This is a genomic window from Motilibacter rhizosphaerae (assembly GCF_004216915.1).
Lineage (GTDB): Bacteria > Actinomycetota > Actinomycetes > Motilibacterales > Motilibacteraceae > Motilibacter > Motilibacter rhizosphaerae.
The window spans coordinates 63,820-82,985 of record NZ_SGXD01000004.1 but is presented as its reverse complement, the minus strand read 5'-3'; the positions used below and the strand labels follow the sequence as shown (position 1 = coordinate 82,985).

At 76.5% G+C, this 19,166-nt stretch carries 20 protein-coding genes; 14 read left to right on the top strand and 6 right to left on the bottom strand.

The features are described 5' to 3' along the window. Nucleotides 1-222 (bottom strand): DUF6158 family protein, encoded by a 222-nt coding sequence (locus EV189_RS15470; protein ID WP_130493894.1) that lies wholly within the window; start codon nucleotides 220-222, stop codon nucleotides 1-3. 181 nt (nucleotides 223-403) lie between these two features. On the opposite strand from EV189_RS15470, the gene EV189_RS15465 reads away from it, so the two are divergent. The 10 genes from EV189_RS15465 to EV189_RS15420 are packed head-to-tail and all read left to right on the top strand — an operon-like array spanning nucleotide 404 to nucleotide 9,384. Continuing rightward, nucleotides 404-970 carry a D-glycero-alpha-D-manno-heptose-1,7-bisphosphate 7-phosphatase gene (locus EV189_RS15465; RefSeq protein WP_231116452.1) on the top strand — a complete coding sequence of 189 codons (567 nt, stop codon included), beginning with the start codon at nucleotides 404-406 and terminating at the stop codon, nucleotides 968-970. Further along, complete coding sequence (locus EV189_RS15460) at nucleotides 967-2,034, top strand: glycosyltransferase family 9 protein (protein WP_130493893.1); 1,068 nt, start codon at nucleotides 967-969, stop codon at nucleotides 2,032-2,034. Before EV189_RS15465 ends, EV189_RS15460 begins: the two co-directional genes overlap by 4 nt. Continuing rightward, nucleotides 2,031-2,999: a glycosyltransferase gene (locus EV189_RS15455; protein WP_130493892.1), complete on the top strand. Its 969-nt coding sequence runs from the start codon at nucleotides 2,031-2,033 to the stop codon at nucleotides 2,997-2,999. The genes EV189_RS15460 and EV189_RS15455 overlap by 4 nt, the downstream gene beginning before the upstream one ends. A gap of 8 nt (nucleotides 3,000-3,007) precedes the next feature. Then, a complete protein-coding gene (locus EV189_RS15450; RefSeq protein WP_130494116.1) occupies nucleotides 3,008-4,297 on the top strand; it encodes a glycosyltransferase in 1,290 nt (429 codons plus the stop codon). Then, nucleotides 4,294-5,769, top strand: a complete 1,476-nt coding sequence (gene rfaE2 / locus EV189_RS15445; RefSeq protein WP_130493891.1) for a D-glycero-beta-D-manno-heptose 1-phosphate adenylyltransferase — start codon at nucleotides 4,294-4,296, stop codon at nucleotides 5,767-5,769. The genes EV189_RS15450 and rfaE2 overlap by 4 nt, the downstream gene beginning before the upstream one ends. After that, entirely contained in the window at nucleotides 5,766-6,452 is a 687-nt protein-coding gene (locus tag EV189_RS15440; RefSeq protein WP_130493890.1) for an SDR family oxidoreductase, read from the top strand. Before rfaE2 ends, EV189_RS15440 begins: the two co-directional genes overlap by 4 nt. Continuing rightward, the gene (locus tag EV189_RS15435; RefSeq protein WP_130493889.1) at nucleotides 6,443-7,456 is read left to right on the top strand and encodes a glycosyltransferase family 9 protein; all 1,014 of its coding nucleotides are present in this window, start codon (nucleotides 6,443-6,445) and stop codon (nucleotides 7,454-7,456) included. Before EV189_RS15440 ends, EV189_RS15435 begins: the two co-directional genes overlap by 10 nt. Before the next feature lie 4 nt (nucleotides 7,457-7,460). Next, nucleotides 7,461-7,880, top strand: a complete 420-nt coding sequence (locus tag EV189_RS15430) for a BlaI/MecI/CopY family transcriptional regulator (RefSeq protein ID WP_231116450.1) — start codon at nucleotides 7,461-7,463, stop codon at nucleotides 7,878-7,880. 5 nt (nucleotides 7,881-7,885) lie between these two features. Continuing rightward, on the top strand, nucleotides 7,886-8,788 hold the full coding sequence (locus tag EV189_RS15425) for a M48 family metalloprotease (RefSeq protein WP_130493888.1): 903 nt from the start codon (nucleotides 7,886-7,888) through the stop codon (nucleotides 8,786-8,788). Next, on the top strand, nucleotides 8,785-9,384 hold the full coding sequence (locus EV189_RS15420; RefSeq protein ID WP_130493887.1) for a hypothetical protein: 600 nt from the start codon (nucleotides 8,785-8,787) through the stop codon (nucleotides 9,382-9,384). Before EV189_RS15425 ends, EV189_RS15420 begins: the two co-directional genes overlap by 4 nt. Nucleotide 9,385: 1 nt before the next feature. On the opposite strand, the gene EV189_RS15415 is transcribed toward EV189_RS15420, so the two are convergent. The 4 genes from EV189_RS15415 to EV189_RS15400 form a co-directional block, all read right to left on the bottom strand. Beyond that, nucleotides 9,386-10,189, bottom strand: a complete 804-nt coding sequence (locus tag EV189_RS15415; protein ID WP_130493886.1) for a putative RNA methyltransferase — start codon at nucleotides 10,187-10,189, stop codon at nucleotides 9,386-9,388. 63 nt (nucleotides 10,190-10,252) lie between these two features. Continuing rightward, complete coding sequence (locus EV189_RS15410) at nucleotides 10,253-10,720, bottom strand: SRPBCC family protein (RefSeq protein WP_130493885.1); 468 nt, start codon at nucleotides 10,718-10,720, stop codon at nucleotides 10,253-10,255. 101 nt (nucleotides 10,721-10,821) lie between these two features. After that, nucleotides 10,822-12,201 carry an aldehyde dehydrogenase family protein gene (locus EV189_RS15405; RefSeq protein ID WP_130494114.1) on the bottom strand — a complete coding sequence of 460 codons (1,380 nt, stop codon included), beginning with the start codon at nucleotides 12,199-12,201 and terminating at the stop codon, nucleotides 10,822-10,824. Between the two features lie 50 nt (nucleotides 12,202-12,251). Continuing rightward, a complete protein-coding gene (locus EV189_RS15400; protein ID WP_130493884.1) occupies nucleotides 12,252-13,064 on the bottom strand; it encodes an SDR family oxidoreductase in 813 nt (270 codons plus the stop codon). A 111-nt stretch (nucleotides 13,065-13,175) separates the two neighbouring features. On the opposite strand from EV189_RS15400, the gene EV189_RS15395 reads away from it, so the two are divergent. From EV189_RS15395 to EV189_RS15385, 3 genes are all read left to right on the top strand, one after another. After that, nucleotides 13,176-15,506 (top strand): molybdopterin oxidoreductase family protein, encoded by a 2,331-nt coding sequence (locus EV189_RS15395; protein ID WP_231116449.1) that lies wholly within the window; start codon nucleotides 13,176-13,178, stop codon nucleotides 15,504-15,506. After that, nucleotides 15,503-15,964, top strand: coding sequence for a hypothetical protein (locus EV189_RS15390; protein WP_130493883.1), 462 nt, complete (start codon nucleotides 15,503-15,505; stop codon nucleotides 15,962-15,964). Before EV189_RS15395 ends, EV189_RS15390 begins: the two co-directional genes overlap by 4 nt. Nucleotides 15,965-16,087: 123 nt before the next feature. Then, nucleotides 16,088-16,963 carry an aldo/keto reductase family oxidoreductase gene (locus EV189_RS15385; RefSeq protein ID WP_130493882.1) on the top strand — a complete coding sequence of 292 codons (876 nt, stop codon included), beginning with the start codon at nucleotides 16,088-16,090 and terminating at the stop codon, nucleotides 16,961-16,963. A 4-nt stretch (nucleotides 16,964-16,967) separates the two neighbouring features. Here EV189_RS15385 and EV189_RS15380 read toward each other — a convergent pair whose 3' ends face one another. Further along, the gene (locus EV189_RS15380; RefSeq protein WP_130493881.1) at nucleotides 16,968-18,134 is read right to left on the bottom strand and encodes an MFS transporter; all 1,167 of its coding nucleotides are present in this window, start codon (nucleotides 18,132-18,134) and stop codon (nucleotides 16,968-16,970) included. A gap of 54 nt (nucleotides 18,135-18,188) precedes the next feature. On the opposite strand from EV189_RS15380, the gene EV189_RS15375 reads away from it, so the two are divergent. Beyond that, a complete protein-coding gene (locus EV189_RS15375) occupies nucleotides 18,189-19,163 on the top strand; it encodes a hypothetical protein (RefSeq protein ID WP_231116448.1) in 975 nt (324 codons plus the stop codon). The last annotated feature ends 3 nt before the right edge of the window (nucleotides 19,164-19,166 follow it).

The following is a 19,166-nucleotide window of genomic DNA, read 5'->3' as shown; positions in this document are numbered from 1 at the left end:
TCAGCCCCGCGCCCGGGCGCCCTCGCGGAGGCGCTCGGGGTCCACCTCGCGCCCGGGGTGGCGGCGGAGGTACTCCTGCTCGAGCGCGGCGCTGCGGGATGTGTGCGCCTGCAGCGCGTCGTCGGAGCCGTGGCGCAGGGTCTCGGTGCGCGTCGCGTGCAGCGAGTGCAGCTCGCGCAGCAGGTCGTCCTCGGACAGGGCAGTGGGCTCGACACCGGTCATGGGGGGGTTCTCACCGGCTGGCGCGCCGCCTACACCCGACCGCCAGCGGCTCGTGGGGCGACCGGTCACGGTGAGTAGTAGTCTCCGCGGACGGGTTTGTCCGAGGAGCACGGCAGGTAGTCCACGATCATGTGCTCCGTGGATCCGGCCCGGGCATGCAGGCGCAGGAGAGGGGTCGCTCGTGGTGCAGGCCGCTCCTGACGCGCCGGTCGCCGGGGTGTCTCAGCGGGTCCCGCGGGCGGTCCTCTTCGACCGGGACGGCACCCTGGTGGTGGACGTTCCCTACAACGGCGACCCCAACCTCGTCGTCCTCGCCCCCGGCGCCGAGCGCGCCGTCGGGCGGCTGCGCGCCGCCGGCGTCCCGGTCGGGCTCGTGACCAACCAGAGCGGGATCGCGCGCGGGCTGCTGACCCGCGCGCAGGCCGACGCGGTCAACGCACGGGTCGCCGAGCTGCTCGGCGGGTTCGACACCGTCCAGGTCTGCCCGCACGGCGAGGCCGACGGCTGCTCCTGCCGCAAGCCGCGCCCCGGCATGGTGCTGGCAGCCGCGGCCGAGCTCGGGGTCGACGCGAGCGAGGTGGCGGTCGTGGGGGACATCGGCAGCGACGTGGGCGCGGCGGCCGCGGCCGGCGCCCGCGGTGTGCTCGTCCCCACGCCCGTGACCCGGGACGAGGAGGTCCGCGCCGCGCGCGAGACCGCGCCGGACCTGCTCGCCGCCGTCGACCTGCTGCTCGGCGGCTGCGCGTGACGGCGGGCGCTCCGCGCGTCCTCTGCGTCCGCCTCGACTCCGCGGGCGACGTCCTCGTCACCGGGCCTGCGGTCAGGGCGGTCGCCGCCGGCGCGAGCAGCGTGGTGCTGCTCGCCGGTCCGCAGGGCGCCGCGGCCGCCCGGCTGCTGCCCGGGGTCGACGAGGTGCTCGTCTGGACCTGCCCGTGGATCGTGGGCGACGCGCCCGCGGTGGACCCGGCCGACGTCGCCGACCTCGTCGCGCGCGTCGCCGCGCTCGAGGTCGACGAGGCCGTCGTCTTCACCTCGTTCCACCAGAGCGCGCTGCCGACCGCTCTGCTGCTCCGCCTCGCGGGCGTCGCGAACGTCAGCGCGACCAGCACCGACTACCCGGGCTCGCTGCTCGACGTGCGCCACCAGGTCGACGAGGCCGTCGACGTCCCGGAGCCCGAGCGCCACCTCGCGCTCGCCGCGGCCGCGGGCTTCGCGCTGCCCGCGGGCGACGACGGCCGCCTCGCGCTGCGCCACCCCCTGCCGGAGCTGCCGGCGGAGGTCGCGGCGCTCACGGCCGACCCGTACGTCGTCCTCCACCCGGGCGCCTCGGTGCCCGCGCGCGCCTGGACCCCGCAGCGGTGCGCGGAGGCGGTCGAGCTGCTCGCGGACGCCGGCTGGCGCGTGCTCGTCACCGGCACGGCAGGGGAGCGGGAGCTCACCCGCACGGTCGCGGGCACCCGCGGCACCGACCTCGGCGGGGCCACCTCGCTCGGCCAGACGGCACGGCTGCTCGCGGGCGCCGCGGCCGTGGTCGTCGGCAACACCGGCCCGGCGCACCTCGCGGCGGCCGTCGGGACCCCGGTCGTGAGCCTGTTCGCACCGACGGTGCCGGCGCAGCGCTGGGCGCCGTACGCCGTGGAGACGGTCCTGCTCGGCGACCAGGACGCCCCGTGCCGCGGGTCCCGCGCACGGGTGTGCCCGGTGCCCGGGCACCCGTGCCTCGCGGGCGTGTCCGGCGCCGACGTCGTCGCGGCCGTGGAGAAGCTCGGGGGCAGCCCGGTCGGGCTGCGCCAGCGGGAGGGGGTGTCGTGAGGGTCCTCGTCTGGCACGTGCACGGGTCGTGGACGACGTCGTTCGTCCAGGGCGGGCACGACTACCTGTTGCCGCTGGTCCCGGACCGCAGCGGCGACGGCGGCGGCCGGGCGCGGACCTGGGACTGGCCGGCGAGCGCCCGCGAGGTGCCGTTCGACCGGCTGCGCGACGAGGAGGTCGACGTCGTCGTCCTCCAGCGGACCCGCGACATCGAGCTGTGCCGGGAGTGGCTCGGGCGCGAGCCGGGGCGCGACCTGCCCGCGGTCTTCGTCGAGCACAACACGCCCAGGGGCGACGTGCCGATGACGCGCCACCCGCTCGCCGACCAGACCGCCATCCCGATCGCCCACGTCACGCACTTCAACGAGCTCTTCTACGACAACGGCTCCGCGCCGACCGTGGTCGTCGAGCACGGCGTGGTCGACCCGGGCGAGCTCTACACCGGCGAGCTCCCGCGCGCGGGCGTCGCCGTCAACGAGCCGGTGCGCCGGGGCCGGGTGACGGGCAGCGACCTGCTGCGCCGCTTCCAGGACGCCGCGCCGCTGGACGTCTTCGGCATGCGGCTCGCCGGGCTGCACGAGGCGTACGGCCTGGACCCGGAGCGGGTGGCCCTCCACGAGGACCCGCCGCAGCACGAGATGCACCGGGAGATGGCCAGGCGGCGGGTCTACCTGCACCCGCTGCGCTGGACCTCGCTCGGCCTGTCGCTGATCGAGGCCATGCACATGGCGATGCCCGTCGTCGTCCTGGCGACGACGGAGTCCGTGGAGGCGGTGCCTCGCGACGCGGGGTGCCTCAGCACGCGGGTGGACGTCCTGTCCGAGGCCCTGCGCCAGTACCTCCACGACCACGACGCGGCCCGGCTGGCCGGGAAGTCCGCCCGGGCGTACGCGCTCGAGCGCTACGGGCTCGCCCGCTTCCTGCGCGACTGGGACGCCCTGCTGAGAGAGGTGGTGCGCACATGACCGGGCCGATGAGGATCGCGATGATCTCCGAGCACGCGAGCCCGCTGGCGGTCGTCGGGGGCGTCGACGCCGGAGGGCAGAACGTCCACGTCGCCGCGCTCGCGGCGGGGCTGGCGCGCCGGGGTCACGACGTCACCGTCTACACCCGGCGCGACACCACCGCGCTTCCCGACCGCGTGGAGACCGCGGACGGCTACGCCGTCGAGCACGTGCTGGCCGGGCCGCCGGCCGAGGTGCCGAAGGACGAGCTGCTGCCGCACATCCCCGACCTCGGGCGCGGCGTCGCCGACCGGATCGTGGACGAGCGCCCGGACGTCGTGCACGCGCACTTCTGGATGAGCGGGCTCGCCGCCCTGCTCGCGACGCGCGGCACGGGCGTGCCCGTCGTGCAGACGTTCCACGCCCTCGGCACGGTCAAGCGCCGTCACCAGGGCACCTCGGACACCAGCCCGCCGCAGCGGCTGCGCATCGAGCGGGCGGTCGCCCACGACGCCGACCGGATCGTCGCCACCTGCAGCGACGAGGTCGCCGAGCTCGTCCGCATGGGCGCGCGGCGCACGAGCATCTCGGTCGTGCCGTGCGGCGTCGACGTCGAGCACTTCACCCCGACGGGCCCGCGGCTCGAGCTGCCGACGACCGGTCGGCGGCACCGCCTGCTCGTCGTCGGCCGGCTCGTCGCCCGCAAGGGGGTCGACGACGTCATCCGCGCGATGGCGCGGCTGCGCGACACCGAGCTCGTCGTCGCCGGCGGCCCGCCGGCCGCCGAGATGGACATCGACCCCGAGGCGGTGCGGCTGCGCGAGGTCGCCGCGCGCGCCGGGGTGCTGGACCGGGTCGTCTTCCTCGGCCAGGTCACCCGCGACCGGATGCCGGCGCTCATGCGCTCCGTCGACGCGCTCGTGACCGTGCCGTGGTACGAGCCCTTCGGCATCGTGCCGCTCGAGGCCATGGCCTGCGGGCTGCCCGTCGTCGCGTCGGCGGTGGGGGGCCTCGTGGACACCGTGGTCGACGGCACCACCGGGCTGCTGGTGCCGCCGCGCAACCCCGAGGCGCTCGCCGAGACGCTGCGCCGCCTGCTCGCCGACCCGGTGCGCCGGGAGGCCTTCGGCTTCGCCGGGGTCGACCGGGCGCGCGCCCGCTACGCCTGGGACCGCGTCGCCCTCGACACCGAGTCGGTCTACGCCTCGCTCGTCGCGCCCAGCGCCGCGGTGCCCCCCGCCGAGGTCGCGGCGGACGACCTCGACGAGCTCGACGACGGGCCGACCATCGACCTGACGACGCGCGAGGCGGTGCGATGAGCGGCACCGGTCCGCTCGTCGTCGTCGGCGACGCCCTGCTCGACGTCGACCTGCTCGGCGCGGTCGAGCGCGTCGCGCCCGACGCGCCCGTGCCCGTGCTCGACGTGGTCGAGGAGGTGCCGCGGCCCGGCGGCGCCGCGCTGGCCGCCCTGCTGGCGGCGCGCGACGGCCGCGAGGTCGTGCTCGTCACGCCGCTCGGCGACGACGAGGGCGCGCAGCGCCTGCGCGCCCTGCTCGCCGGCACCGTCCGCGTCGTCGGGCTGCCCTGGACCGGCACCACCGCCGTGAAGACCCGGGTCCGCTCCGCCGGCCAGTCGCTCGTCCGCATCGACACCGGCGGCGCGCCCGGCAGCGTCACCGCCGTGACGCCCGAGGCCGAGCAGGTCCTGCAGGGCGCCGGCGCCGTGCTCGTGGCGGACTACGGCCGCGGCGCGACCGCCTCCGAGCCCCTCCGCGCGCTGCTCGCTGCGACGGCTGTCCGTGTCCCCGTGGTCTGGGACCCGCACCCGCGCGGCAGCGCCCCCGTCGCCGGCGTGCGCCTCGTGACCCCCAACGCGGCGGAGGCCGCCGGGGCGTCCGGGGTGCCGGGGAAGGGCGTCGGCCCCGCCGCCGCGCAGGCCCAGGAGCTGGTGCGCCGCTGGGGCGCGACCGCGGTGTCCGTCACGCTCGGCGCGCGCGGCGCGCTGGTGTCGTACGGCGACGGCGCCCCCCTCGTCGTGCCCGCGCCGCCGGTGGCGTGCGTCGACCCGTGCGGAGCGGGCGACCGCTTCGCCTCCGCCGCGGCGGGGCTGCTCGCCGACGGCGCGCTCCCGACCGAGGCGGTGCAGGGCGCGGTCGCCGCCGCGTCCGCCTTCGTCGCCGCCGGCGGGGCGGCCTCCGTCCGCGTCGACGCCCCGGCCCCCGCCGCCGCGCCGCCTGCCGGCGGCTCCGTCGCGGAGCCCACCAGCGGCTCCGCCGCGGACGTCATCGCGCGGGTCCGCGCGGCCGGCGGCACGGTCGTCGCCACGGGCGGCTGCTTCGACCTGCTCCACGCCGGCCACGTCGCCACCCTCGAGGCGGCCCGCGCGCTGGGCGACTGCCTCGTCGTCTGCCTCAACAGCGACGACTCGGTGCGCCGGCTCAAGGGCCCGGAGCGCCCGCTGCAGACCGAGGACGACCGGGCCCGCGTGCTCGGCGCCCTGGGCTGCGTCGACGCGGTCGTCGTCTTCGGCGAGGACACCCCCGAGGCCGTGCTCGCCGAGCTGCGGCCCGACGTCTGGGCCAAGGGCGGCGACTACGCCGGCGCCGACCTGCCGGAGGCCCGCCTCGTGCAGGGCTGGGGCGGGGCGGCGGTCGTGCTGCCCTACCTCGACGGCCGCTCGACGACCTCGCTCGTCGCGACCGCGCGGCGCACCGGCACCATCGACCTCGACGCCCTCGCGGGCGCCACCCGACCCACCACGCACCACTCGACGAAGCAGGAGAGCGCATGACCGACGTCGGCAAGGTCCTCGTCACCGGTGGTTCCTCGGGCCTCGGCGCCGCCGTGGTCCAGGCGGTCGAGAAGGCCGGCGGCACGCCGTACGTCCTCGACCGGGTCGCGCCCGCGGACGGCGTGGCCCACGAGCTCGTCGACCTCGCCGACCCCCGCGCGGCCGAGCAGGCGACGCGCCGCCTCGTCGAGCAGGCCGGCGGCCTCGACGCCGTCGTGACCGCCGCGGGCATGGACCGCTGCGGCAAGCTCGAGGACGTCCCTGCCGAGGAGTGGGACCGCGTCGTCATGGTCAACCTGCTCGGCACCGTCTCGGTCGTCCGGGCGGCGCTGCCCGAGCTGCTCGCCGTGCGCGGCAAGGTCGTCACCGTCGCGTCGACGCTGGGCTGGCGGGCGCTGTCCGACGCCACGGCGTACTGCGCCTCGAAGTTCGGCGTCGTGGGCTTCACCCGCGCGCTCAACGTCGAGACGCAGGGGCGGCTCGGCGTCACGCTGCTCGTCCCCGGCGGGATGCAGACGCACTTCTTCGACGACCGCGACCCGCAGTACAAGCCGGGCCCCGACGCGAAGCTCAACCGCCCCGACGACGTCGCGCAGGCGGTGCTCTTCGCCCTCCAGCAGCCCGAGGGGTGCGAGGTGCGCGAGCTCATGGTGGCCGCCAGCGTCGAGCCCTCGTGGCCCTAGCGGGACCCGCGCAGCGCCCGGGGGTCCTCGTCCTCCGGGCGCTCGCCCTCGGCGACCTGCTGGTCGCCGTCCCGGCCCTCAAGGCCCTGCGCGCGGCGCTGCCCGAACCCCTGGTCCTCGCGGCGCCGCGCGCGCTCGCTCCGGTGGCGGCGCTGACCGGCGCCGTCGACCACGTGGTCGACGTGCGCGGCCTGGACGACCCCCTGCCCGTGGAGCTCGCGGGTGCGCCGGTCGCCGTCAACCTGCACGGCCGCGGCCCCCAGTCGCACGCCCTGCTCGCCGCCGCCGGGCCGGGGCGGCTGGTCGCCTTCGCCTGCCCGCCCGACCACCCCGACGGACCCGCGTGGGTGGAGCACGAGCACGAGCGGGAGCGCTGGTGCCGGCTCGTCCGCGCCGGGCTCGGTCCGGCCCACCCCGGGCCGGACCCCGACGACGTCGCGCTGGCCGTGCCCTCCGTCGCGCCTCCCGTCGCAGGGGCTGCGGTCCTCCACGTCGGCGCGGGCTACGGCAGCCGCCGCTGGCCAGTCGAGCGCTGGGCGGCCGTCGCCTCCGCCCTGGCCGCCGACCACCGGGTCGTGCTCACCGGCAGCGCCGCCGAGCGTCCCGACGCGCTCGCGGTCGCGGCGGCCGCCGGCCTCCCCGACGACGCCGTGCTCGCCGGCCGGACCTCGCTCGACGAGCTCGCCGCCCTGGTCGCGGCCGCCGAGCTCGTCGTCTCGGGGGACACCGGCGTCGCGCACCTCGCCAGCGCGTACGCCGTGGCCTCGGTCGTGCTCTTCGGCCCCGCCCCGCCCGCCCGCTGGTCGCCGCCGCCCCGCCCGCAGCACGCCGTGCTCTGGCACGGGGACCCGGCGGACCCGTGGGCCCAGGGCGACGTCTACGGCGCCGCCCTCGACCCGCTGCTGGCGCGCGTCCTGCCCGGCGAGGTGCTGGCCGCGGTGGAGCGCGTGCTGGACGCCCCGCGCGCCCCGCTGCGTGCCCGGGCCGGCCGGGGTGCACCATGAGGGGGTGCGCTCCGTGATCAGCTCCGTCCGCCGCCCGCGCGGCTCGCTCGAGGCCGAGGTCCTCGCCGTGCTCGCCGCAGCGCCCGAGCCGCTCACGCCGGCAGCGGTGCAGCGGGCGCTGGACCAGGGCGCCGAGCTGGCCTACACCACGGTGACGACGGTGCTCGTGCGCCTGCACGACAAGGGGCTGGTGACGCGCGAGCGCGCGGGCCGCGCCTACCTCTACGCCGCCGTCTCCGGCCCGGACAGCGTCGAGGTCCGCGTGGCCGCACGGCGGATGCGCAAGCTGCTCGACTCCGGGGCCGACCGGCGTGGGGTGCTGGCCCGCTTCGTCGCCGAGCTGCCCGCCGACGACGAGGCCGTGCTGGCCGACCTGCTGGCGCAGGCCGAGCGGGCACCCGGCTCGGCCGCAGCGGGCGGCTAGCCCCCGTGCTCGTCGGCCCCGCCGCGCTCGTCGCGCCCGTGGTCGAGGCCCTCGTCCTCGCGCGCTGCGCCCCCGCCGTGGCCCGTCGGCTGCACCCGGCGACCGCGACGTGGCTGCTCGGGCTGCTGGCCCTGGGCTGCGCCGCCTCCACCGTGGTGACGCTGGTCGCGCTCGTCTCGGGGCTCTCGCTGGGCGAGCTGGTCGAGCTGTGGCCGCGCAGCCCGCGCCCCGGGGGACCGGTCATCGCCGGGCTCGCCGTCGCCTGCACCGGGGTCGGCCTGCTCGCGGTGCTGCCGGTCGCCGGCCCCGCGGCGCGCGACTGGTGGCGGGCGCGTCGGGCCTGCCCGGCGGTGCGACCGCCGGACGGCCTGCTCGTCGTCGAGGAGAGCGCTCCCGAGGCCTACGCCGTGCCCGCCGCGGGGGGCCTCGTCGTCGTCTCGACCGGCATGCTCGCCCTGCTCGAGCCGCAGGAGCGCGCCGTGCTCCTCGCCCACGAGCGGGCCCACCTGCGCCACCGGCACCACCTGCACCGGCTGCTCGTCCGCGCCTGCGCCGTCGCCAACCCGCTGCTCCGCCCGGTCGTCCGGGTCAGCGCCCAGCAGGTCGAGCGGTGGGCCGACGAGGTCGCCGCCCGCGAGGTGGGGGACCGTACGGTCGCGGCGCGCAGCCTCGCGCGGGCCGCGCTCGCGACACGCGCCCCGGCGGCCGGCCTCGCCGCCGGCGGGGGTGACTCCGCGGAGCGCGTCCGCGCCCTGCTGGACCCGGCGGCCCCCCGCCGGGTCGGGCTCGTCGCGGTCGCCGCCGCCCTGGCCGCCACGATGCTGCTCGCCGCGGTGGCGCAGGCCGACCGCGTCGAGGACCGCTGGGAGCGGCTGCCCACGCCCGTCGCCGACACGCGCCACGGGTGAGTCAACCCGCGCCGGCGGGGTACTCCTCGATCATGACCTCCCGTACGCCGCTCGACGCCCTGTTCGCCGGCTACCTGCGCGACCTCGTGCAGATCGCCGAGCTCGCCCGGGTGCAGCGCGAGCGCGAGAACCGCGCCGCCAACTCCCTCGTCGGCAAGCTCGCGCTGGAGGCGGTCCGGCTCAGCGCGTACGAGCGGGCGTTCCTCCTCCCGGTCGCCGCCGAGGTGCTCGACGACGGCCCCGCCGTGGTGGACCGCGAGGTCGCCCGGCTCGACCGGCTCGAGGAGCTCGTCGGCGGCCTCGAGGCGCTCGACATGGCGACCGGCGGCCCGGCCCTGGACGCCGTCGCCGACTACGCCGCGGAGCTCGCGTCCGACCAGCGCCACGGGCTGCTCCCGCGCCTGGCGCAGGCGCTGCCGGCGGGCGACCTCGTCGAGCTCGGCGCCCGCGTGACGCCGACCCAGGAGCCCGGCTCGACCCACTCGCACCCGAAGCTCACCGGCGGCCACGACGTCACGACGTGGCCGGGCGTCGGGATGCTCCACTCGCTGCGGGAGGCCTTCGCCACGGAGATCTCGCTCCGCCAGGCGGTCTGAGCTAGCGCCTGCGCCAGCCGCGCAGGACGAACTCCGCGGTGGCCCGCACCGCCCGGGGCTCCCACGTCGTGTGCCGTGCCGAGGGCGTCATCGCGTGGAGGTCACCGGCGGCCGCCGGGTCGAGCTCCAGCGGCAGCGCCAGCTCCTCGCGGTCCAGCGGCTCGAGGTGCGCGCCGAGCTGCTCCTCCAGCCGCTCCTCCTTGCCGGCCTCGATGCCGATGAGCGCGGCCTCCTCCCGCAGCTCGCGCAGGTGCCCGGGCCCCGGCGTGACCGTCAGCAGGACGCCGGCGGGTGCCAGGACGCGGGCCGTCTCGGCGGGCGCGCGGGGCGCGAAGACCACGAGGGCGAGCGCGGCGGCGCCGTCGCCCACGGGCAGCGGCGCCCAGACGTCCGCCGCGACGGCGAGCAGCCGCTCGTGCGCCCGTGCCGCCAGGCGCAGGGCGGGCTTGGAGGTGTCGAGGGCGAGCCCGGGACGACCGGGCAGCGCGTCGAGGACGGCGGCGGCGTACCAGCCGGTCCCGGCGCCGAGGTCGACCACGCCGCCCGCCGGCAGCTCGAGGCCCGCGGCCAGCTCCGCGAGGCGGTCGCGCAGCGGGGCGTACCAGCCGGCGGCGAGGAAGCGCTGGCGCGCGGCCACCTGGCCCGGCTCGTCCCCGGTGCCGGTGTGCGCGCCCGGCTGGAGCAGGCTGAGGTAGCCCTGCCGGGCCCGGTCGTACGCGTGGCCGCGCCCGCACTCCGCGCCGCTGGGCGTGGAGGAGAGCGCGCCGCGGCAGACGGGGCAGGCGAGCAGGTCGAGCGGCGTCACGCGGGGGAGCGTACGCAGGAGCCCCGGCAGCGCGTGGCTGCCGGGGCTCGCTGGTGCTGCCGGTCAGGCGGTCGGGGGCGCCTGCACGTCGCCGCGCCACGCGCCGGTCTCCTGGCCCCCGCGCGACTCGATGAAGGTCTTGAAGCGCTCGAGGTCGCCCTTGACGCGGCGCTCGACGAAGCCGAGCTTGTCGCCGGCCTGCTCGACGAAGCCCTCGGGCTGGTAGTCCATCTGCACCATGACGCGGGTCTTGGCGGCGTCGAGGCGGTGGAAGGTGACGACGCCCGCGTGGGACGTGCCGTCCACGGACTTCCACGCGACGCGCTCGTCGGGGTGCTGCTCGGTGATCTCGGCGTCGAACTCGCGCTTCTGGCCGGCGATCTCGGTGACCCAGTGGGTCATCGTGTCGCTGGTCTGGTCGATGCGCTCGACGCCCTCCATGAAGTTCGGGAACTCGGCGAACTGCGTCCACTGGTTGTAGGCGGCGCTCACCGGGACATCGACGTCGATGCTCTGCTCGACCGTGCTCATCTGCATCGTCCTTCCGCTGGGGGTCCTTCGTCTCTGACGTCGGAGATCGTGCCCGGGGCGAAGTTGGCCAAAACCCGGTCAACTCGTCCCCGGGGCCCCCGTCACGAGCGCGGAGCGGGCTCCAGGTGGACGACCTTCGTCGTCGTCATCTCGTCGAGCAGCTCGGGGCCGTAGCCGAACCCGGAGCCCGAACGGCCGCGCGGCTGGGCAGCCCCGCCGGGCGCCCCGCCGAAGACCGCGTTGACCTTCACGGTGCCGACCGGCAGCTCGCGCCAGGCGCGCTGGGCGTGCTCCTGGTCGGCGGTGAGCACCGTCGCCGCCAGGCCGTACGGGCCGGCGCAGGCGAGCGCGAGCGCCTCGTCGAACGACGCGACGACGCGCACCGGCGCAACCGGGCCGAAGGTCTCCTCGCGCATGACGTCCATGTCCTCGGTGCAGCCGGAGAGGACGGTGCAGGGGTACGCCGCCCCCGGCCCGTCCGGGACCTCGCCGCCGGTGAGCACGGTCGCGCCTGCCTCGACCGCGGCCGCCACGTGGGCGTGGACCGCGTCGCGCATGCGACGGTCGACGAGCGGGCCGATGGCGAACGTCCGGGCGCGCTCGACCAGCGCGGCCAGGAAGGGCTCGGCCACGTCGGCGTGGACGTAGATGCGCTCGACGGAGGTGCAGATCTGGCCGGCGTTCGCGAAGGAGCCGAGAGCCGCCTGCGCCGCCGCCCACGCGGGGTCGACGCCCGCGTCGACGACGAGGGGGTCGTTGCCGCCGTTCTCCAGCAGCGTCTTGGCGCCCGTCCGCGCGGTGGCCTCGGCGATGGAGCGGCCGGTCGCGGTGGAGCCGACGTGCGCGACGACGTCGACGCCCTCGGCCGCGGCGAGCAGCGCGCCGGTCGAACCGTCGCCGCAGAGCACGGTGAGCACCCCGGCCGGGAGGTCCTCGGCGAGGATCTCGGCCAGGCGCACCGCGACGTGGGTGGCGCGCTCGCTGGGCTTGAGCACGACGACGTTGCCGGTGACGAGCGCGGCGCCGAGCAGCCCGCAGGCCACGGCGACCGGGTCGTTCCAGGGGACGACCGCGGCCACGACGCCTCGCGGCTGCGCGACCATGAGGTCGGTCGCGCCCCAGCCGCCCTGCAGGGCGCGCCCGCGGTGCAGCGGGCCGAGCTCGGCGTACTGCGCGAGGGTGCCGGCCCCCGCGAGCACACCGCCGCGCGCGTCGTCGAGCGGCTTGCCCATCTCGCGGCGGGTGAGCTCGGCGAGCTCGTCGGCCGCCTCACGGACCCGCAGCGCAGCGCCCGCCAGCCAGGCCCCGCGCTCGCCCGGCGCCGTCCGCGCCCAGGCCTCGCGGGCCTTGCCGGCGGCGGCGAGGGCAGCGGCGACTTGCTCGGGGCCGGCGACGGGGACCGTCCCGACGAGCGAGCCGTCGGACGGGTCGAGGATGTCGAAGGAGCTGACGCCGTCGGTGCTCCAGGTGCCGTCGAGCAGGTGCTGGGCGTGGGTCACGGGGGGCCTTTCGCTGGGGGAGGTGGGGGTGGTCACTGCTGCAGCCAGGAGCGGTCGCGGAGGTGGGGCCCGGCGACCGGGCCCATGAGCTGCATGCCGCCGTCGACGAGCCAGCTCGCGCCCGTGACGTACGCCGCGTCGGGCGAGGCGAGGAAGGCGATGGTCGCGGCGACCTCCCGCGCGTCGCCCGGCCGCCCGACGGGCACGCCCGGCCGGTCCTGCCCGGCCATGCCGTCGGAGCGGGGGTCCTCGTCCTCCTGCCCCGTCATCGGCGTGGCGATCTCGCCGGGGGCGACCGCGTTGACCGTGATGCCGTGCTGGGCCAGCTCGAGCGCCATCGCCTTGGTCAGCAGGCCCAGCCCGCCCTTCGCCGCGGAGTACGCCGCGTTCCCGAGCAGCGGCAGGTGCTCGTGGATGCTCGTGACGTTGACGATCCGCCCGCCCGCGCCCTGCGCGACCATGCGCCGCGCGGCGCGCTGCGCGCAGAGGAACGCGCCGTCGAGGTCGACCGACAGCACCCGGCGCCAGTCGTCGTACGCCATCTCGAGGAACGGCGCGCTGACGCCCACCCCGGCGTCGTTGACGAGGACGTCGATCCCGCCCAGGGCGTCGGCCAGCTCGTCCACCGCACCGGCGGCCTCCGGCAACCGGGTGAGGTCGAGGTGGCGCACCTCCGCGCGGCGGCCCAGGGCGCGTACCTCGTCCGCGGTCCGCTCAGCCGCCTCCTCCTCGCGGTACCACGTGACGCCCACGTCGCACCCGGCGCGGGCCAGGGCCACGGCGGTGGCGCGCCCGATGCCCGACTCGCTCCCCGTCACCACCGCACGGCGCGGCTCGAAGCTCATGATCACCGGCGTACCCGCTCGGCGCGCGTCCTAGCCACGCGCGCACGCTACCCGCCGCCCCCGCGCCCGGACAGTTGCATCACAGCACCTGTCGCTGGGTAGGCCCGCCTCGTGACCGTGGAGCGCGAGGTCAGCGTCGACCGCATCGAGGACCCGTGGGGGCTCGCCGCCCCCCATCCGCAGGGCACGCCGTGGTCGGTGCGCCAGGACCTGTGGCTGGAGCCCGGGACGGGCGAGGACGCCGTGGAGCGGTGGGTCCCCTCGGCCTGCGTGCTCTGCAGCAACGGCTGCGGCTGCGAGATCGCCGTCGCGGGCGGGCGGATGGTCGGCGTACGCGGCCGCGCCTCCGACCCGGTCAACCTCGGGCGGCTGGGGCCGAAGGGGCTGTTCGCCAGCACCCCGTGGTCGCACTCGCGCGAGCGGCTGTCCCGCCCCCTGCTGCGCAAGGACGGCGAGCTCGTCGAGGTCGGCTGGGACGAGGCGATGGATGCCGTCGTGCAGGCATCGCGCCGGGTGCTGGCCGAGAAGGGCCCGCTGGGCATGGGGTTCTACACCTCCGGCCAGCTCATGCTCGAGGAGTACTACGCGCTCGGCGTGATCGGCAAGGCCGGCATCGGAACGCCACACATGGACGGGAACACGCGCCTCTGCACCGCGACCGCGGCCGCCTCGCTGAAGGAGAGCTTCGGCACGGACGGCCAGCCGGGGACCTATGACGACATCGAGCACTGCGATGCGCTGTTCCTGTGGGGACACAACGTCGCCGAGACGCAGACCGTCCTCTGGCGCCGGATGCTCGACCGGCTCGAAGCACCCGACCGCCCCGCCCTCGTGCTCGTCGACCCGCGCGAGACGCCTGTGGCGGCCAAGGCCGACGTGCACCTGCGTGTGCTGCCCGGCACCAACCAGGCCCTCATGCTGGGGCTCACGCGCGAGCTGCTGCACCACGGCTGGTGGGACGAGGCGTGGGTGCAGGCGCACACCATCGGGCTCGAGGAGATGCGCAGCACCGTGGAGCCCTGGACGCTCGACCGCACCGCCGAGGTGTGCGGGGTGCCGGCAGCCGAGATCGCCCATGCCGCGCGCATCTTCGGCACCCGCGACCGGGTGCTGTCCACGGTGCTCCAGGGCTTCTACCAGTCGCACCAGGCGACGGCGGCCTCCGTCGCCGTCAACAACCTCCACCTGCTGCGCGCGATGATCGGGCGGCCGGGCGCCGGCGTCCTGCAGATGAACGGCCAGCCCACCGCGCAGAACAACCGGGAGTGCGGGGCCGACGGCGACCTGCCGGCCTTCCGCAACTGGAGCAACGAGGAGCACGTGCGGCAGCTCGCGGAGCTGTGGAACGTCGAGCCCTCGACGATCCCGCACTGGGCGCCACCGACGCATGCCATGCAGATCTGGCGCTACGCGGAGCAGGGGTCGATCGGCTTCCTCTGGATCAGCGCGACCAACCCTGCGGTCTCCCTGCCGGAGCTACCGCGCATCCGCGAGATCCTGCAGCAGGACAGGCTGTTCACCGTCGTCAACGACGGCTTCCTGACCGAGACCGCCGAGCTCGCCGACGTGGTGCTGCCCTCCGCGATGTGGGGCGAGAAGACCGGCACCTTCACCAACGCCAGCCGCTACGTGCACCTCGCGCAGCAGGCCGTCGAGCCCTACGGTGAGTCCCGCAGCGACCTCGACATCTGGCTCGACTACGCCCGCCGCATGGACTTCCGCGACAAGGACGGCCAGCCGCTCATTCCCTGGCAGACACCGGAGGACGTCTTCGAGGCGTGGAAGGAGTGCTCGAAGGGGCGCCCCTGCGACTACTCCGGCCTCACCTACGAGCGGCTCGCCGAGGGCCCGGTGCAGTGGCCGGTGACGGCGGAGCGCCCGTCGGGGACGGCCAGGCTCTACCCCGACGCGCACTTCGGGACGGACACGGACTACGCCGAGAGCTGGGGCCAGGACCTGGAGACCGGCGCCAGCACGACGGAGGAGCAGCACAAGGCGATGGCGCCTGCAGGTCGGGCGTTCCTCCGCGTCGTGGACCACTCCCCGCCGCCCGAGGTCCCGTCCGCGGAGTTCCCGCTGGTCCTCACGACGGGGCGGACGGTCTACCACTTCCACACGCGGACGAAGACCGGTCGCGCGCGCCAGCTGCGTGAGGCGGCTCCTCGGGTGTGGGTGGAGCTGAGCGCCGAGGACGCCGAGTCGGCAGGAGTGGCTGCGGGACAGCGGGTCCGTGTCGAGTCCCCGCGGGGGGCGCTGGAGGCCGAGGTGCGGATCGGGCGGACGCGTACGGGTGTGGTGTTCATCCCGTGGCACTACGGCCAGCGCAAGGGCGAGCCGCACACCGCCGCGAACGAGCTCACCATCACCGCCTGGGACCCGGTCTCGAAGCAGCCGCTGTTCAAGATCGGCGCCTGCCGGGTCCGCCCGCTGGAGGAGGGGTGAGCGGACGGCAGCTCCCCGTCCTCGTCGCCGAGCTGCTGGCGGGGGAGGAGCAGCTCGCGGCCGCGCTGCGCGAGGTGGGCCAGCGGCACGCGGCCGAGGCGGACGTGGTCCACACGGCCCACGTGCTCGCCGAGCACGGCGACGCGCGCGCTGCGCAGCTGCGCGCGCTGGGGCCGGCTGCGCTCGTGCCGCACGCGCCCGGCATCGCCCGCGCCGCGCTCGCCGGCAACGGGCCTGACGGCACCGGCCTCGTGCTCGACCTGCTGGAGCTCTACGCCCTCGCCGCCTGGGTGGACCAGGGCTGGACGCTGCTCGGCCAGGTCGCGCAGGGCGAGCGTGACGAGCAGCTGCTCGCCGCCGTGGGGGAGGCGGAGCAGGGCGCCTCGAAGGTCCTCGCCTGGGTGGGGACGCGCGCGGAGCAGGCGGCGCCGCAGGCGATGCTCGTGCCTCCGGACTAGCGCCGGGCCAGAGGGGGTCCTGCCGCTCCCCGGACCGCTGGTCCGTGGAGGACGGGAGCACTGCCCCGGGTGCGCGGCGAGGCGCACGCTGGGAGCATCGCACCGGGAAGGAGAACCCCGTACATGACCAGCACTCCCACCACCCTGCCGGGCGGGACGTACGCGCTCGCCGACGACGTCGTCCTCACGCGCGTCGGCTACGGCGCCATGCAGCTCGCCGGTCCTCACGTCTTCGGCCCGCCGAAGGACCGCGCGGCTGCCGTCGCGGTGCTGCGCGAGGCGGTGTCGCTCGGCATCACCCACATCGACACGGCCGACTTCTACGGCCCGCACATCACCAACGAGATCATCCGCGAGGCGCTGTCGCCGTACCCCGACGACCTCCACATCGTCACCAAGGTCGGCGCCGTCCGCGACGACAAGGGCAACTGGCTGCAGCAGCGCGAGCCGCACCAGCTCCAGCAGCAGGTGCGCGACAACCTCGAGCGGCTCGGGCTCGACGCCCTCGACGTCGTGAACCTGCGGGTGGGCGGGCAGGAGCGCCCGACCCGCGGCTCGATCGGGCGGAAGGTCGAGGCGCTCGCCGAGCTGCAGCAGCAGGGCCTCGTCAAGCACGTCGGGCTGAGCACCGTGTCGGCGGAGCAGGTCGCCGAGGCGCAGGCCATCACGCCGGTCGTCTGCGTGCAGAACATGTACAACATCGCCAACCGCCAGGACGACGAGCTCGTCGACGCGCTGGCCGAGCAGGGCATCGCGTACGTGCCGTACTTCCCGCTCGGCGGCTTCTCGCCCCTGCAGTCCTCCGAGCTCGACGCCGTCGCCCAGCAGCTCGGCGCCACGCCGATGGCCGTCGCGCTCGCCTGGCTGCTGCAGCGCTCGCCGAACATCCTGCTGATCCCCGGGACGTCCTCCGTGGAGCACCTGCGGGAGAACGTCGCGGCCGCCGGCCTCGAGCTGTCCGACGTCGTGCTGGAGGCGCTGGACCGCATCGGCTCCTGACGCCTCAGGCGGTGACGGGTGCCCGCTCCGCGCCGTGGAGCCGCGTCGACAGCATCGTGACCGCGAGCGCCGCAGCGACGACGAGGAGCAGGGCGACGCGCAGGCTGCTGGCCTGCGCGAGCGCACCGATGAGCGGCGGGCCGAGGAGGAACGCCGGCCACTGGCCGAGCACCGCCACCGAGATGCCCTCGCCAGGAGTGAGGCCGGGCTGGTTGCCCGCCAGCCCGTACGCCGTGGGCACGATGCAGCCCAGCCCGAGACCGAGCACGGCGAAGCCGATCAGCGCCGTGGCGGGCACTCCTCCCACGAGGGCGAGGCCGATCCCGCAGGCGGCCACCAGGGCGGCGGCGCGCAGGAACGCGACGCGGCCGAGCCGCGCGACGATGACGTCGCCCTTGCTGCGGGCGAGGAACATCGCGAGCGAGAAGCAGGAGAACGTCGCGGCGCCGAGCGCCGCCCCGGCGCCGAGGGTGTCGCTGGTGTAGAGCGCGCTCCACTGCCCGGCCCCGCCCTCGCCGATCGAGGAGCAGAAGGCGATCGCGCCGAGCAGCGCGAGCTGCGGGGTGACCCGGGAGCGCAGGCCGCGCCGGTGCTCCCGGGCGGGGGGAGGGACGTCGGCCGGGAGCCCGTGCGACGCGGCGAGCAGCAGCCCGGCGAGGACGACCGCGGTGACGCCGAGCTGCCGCGCGGGGGAGAGCCCGGCCTGCGCGGCGAGGATGCCGAGCAGGCCGCCAGTGAGCTGACCGACGCTGAAGCAGGCGTGGAAGGTCGCGAGGATCGGGCGGGCGTACTCCCGCTCGACCTCGACGGCCTGCGCGTTCATGGGCGTCGAGAGCAGGTTGAAGGCGAAGCCCTGCACGAGCAGGGCGGCGACGAGGGCGAGGGGCCCGCCGGACAGCGCGGCCACGGGCGCGTCGAGGAGCAGCAGCGCGGCGCCGGCGAGCGCGAGGCGCCGCGGGCCCGTCCGCCGCACGAGCGAGGCGACGAGGGCGATCCCGACGAGCGAGCCGACGGTGCCGGCGGTGCTGAGCAGTCCCCAGCGGCCCTCGGAGACGCCGACCTGGGCCCGCACCCCGGGGATGCGGCCGGCCCAGCTGCCGCTGACCGTGCCCATGAGGACGAACAGCGCGGCGACGGAGCTGCGGGCGCGGACCAGCGGGGAGGACGGCACAGGGCAGGATTGTACCGATACATCCTGGCGAGATGCCCCGGTACGCTCCTCCGCGTGCGACTCCGTCCCCTCGCCGCGCTGGCCCTGCTCGCCCTGGCGCCGCTGGCCGCCTGCACGGGAGGCTCCGACGCCGCCGACCGGGACGCAGCCGCGTCGCCGACTGCCGCGCCCACCGTCACGGGCACCACCGCGGCTCCGACGCCGGCACCGCGCCCGTCCCCGACGACCGCCGCGGCACCCTGGGGGCGCGGCCCGCTGTTCCCCGGCCACGTCCTCGTCGGCTGGGCGGGCCACGAGCTGTCCCCGGGCCTCGGCGTGCTCGGCATCGGCCCGCTGTCGGACAAGGCCCGCCAGGTGCGCGCCGCCGCCCGCGCGTACGCCGGGCCGGGTCGTCGCCCCGTCCCCGTCTTCGAGCTGATCGCGACGGTCGTGCGCGGGGGAGCGGGAGACGACGGGATGTACCGCGCCCGCGCCGACGACGAGCTCGTCGGGCGCTACCTCGCGGAGGTGCGGCGGGCGCACGGGCTGCTGCTGCTCGGGATCCAGCCCGGCCGGGCCGACTTCCTGCCGGAGGTGCAGGCCTACGAGCGGTGGCTGCGCGAGCCCGACGTCGGCGTCGCCCTCGACCCGGAGTGGGCGGTCGGCCCGCACGACCTGCCCGGGCGGGTCTTCGGCCGCACGACCGGGCACGAGCTCGACGGGGTGGCGGCGTACCTCTCGGGCGTGGTGCGGGACGCGCACCTGCCCGAGAAGGTCATGGTCTACCACCAGCTCGCGCCGCAGATCGTCACGGGCGAGGCGGGGCTGCACCGCCACCCGGGCGTGGACATCGTCAAGACCGTCGACGGCATCGGCACCCCGGGCGCGAAGACCGGCACCTACCACCAGGTCATCGCGACGCGGCCGGCGTTCGTGCGCGCGGGGTTCAAGCTGTTCCGCGACGAGGACCGTGACCGCGGCGGCCGCGTGATGCGCCCCGCCGAGGTCCTGGCCCTGCGCCCCCAGCCGGTCTACGTCGTCGTCGAGTAGGCG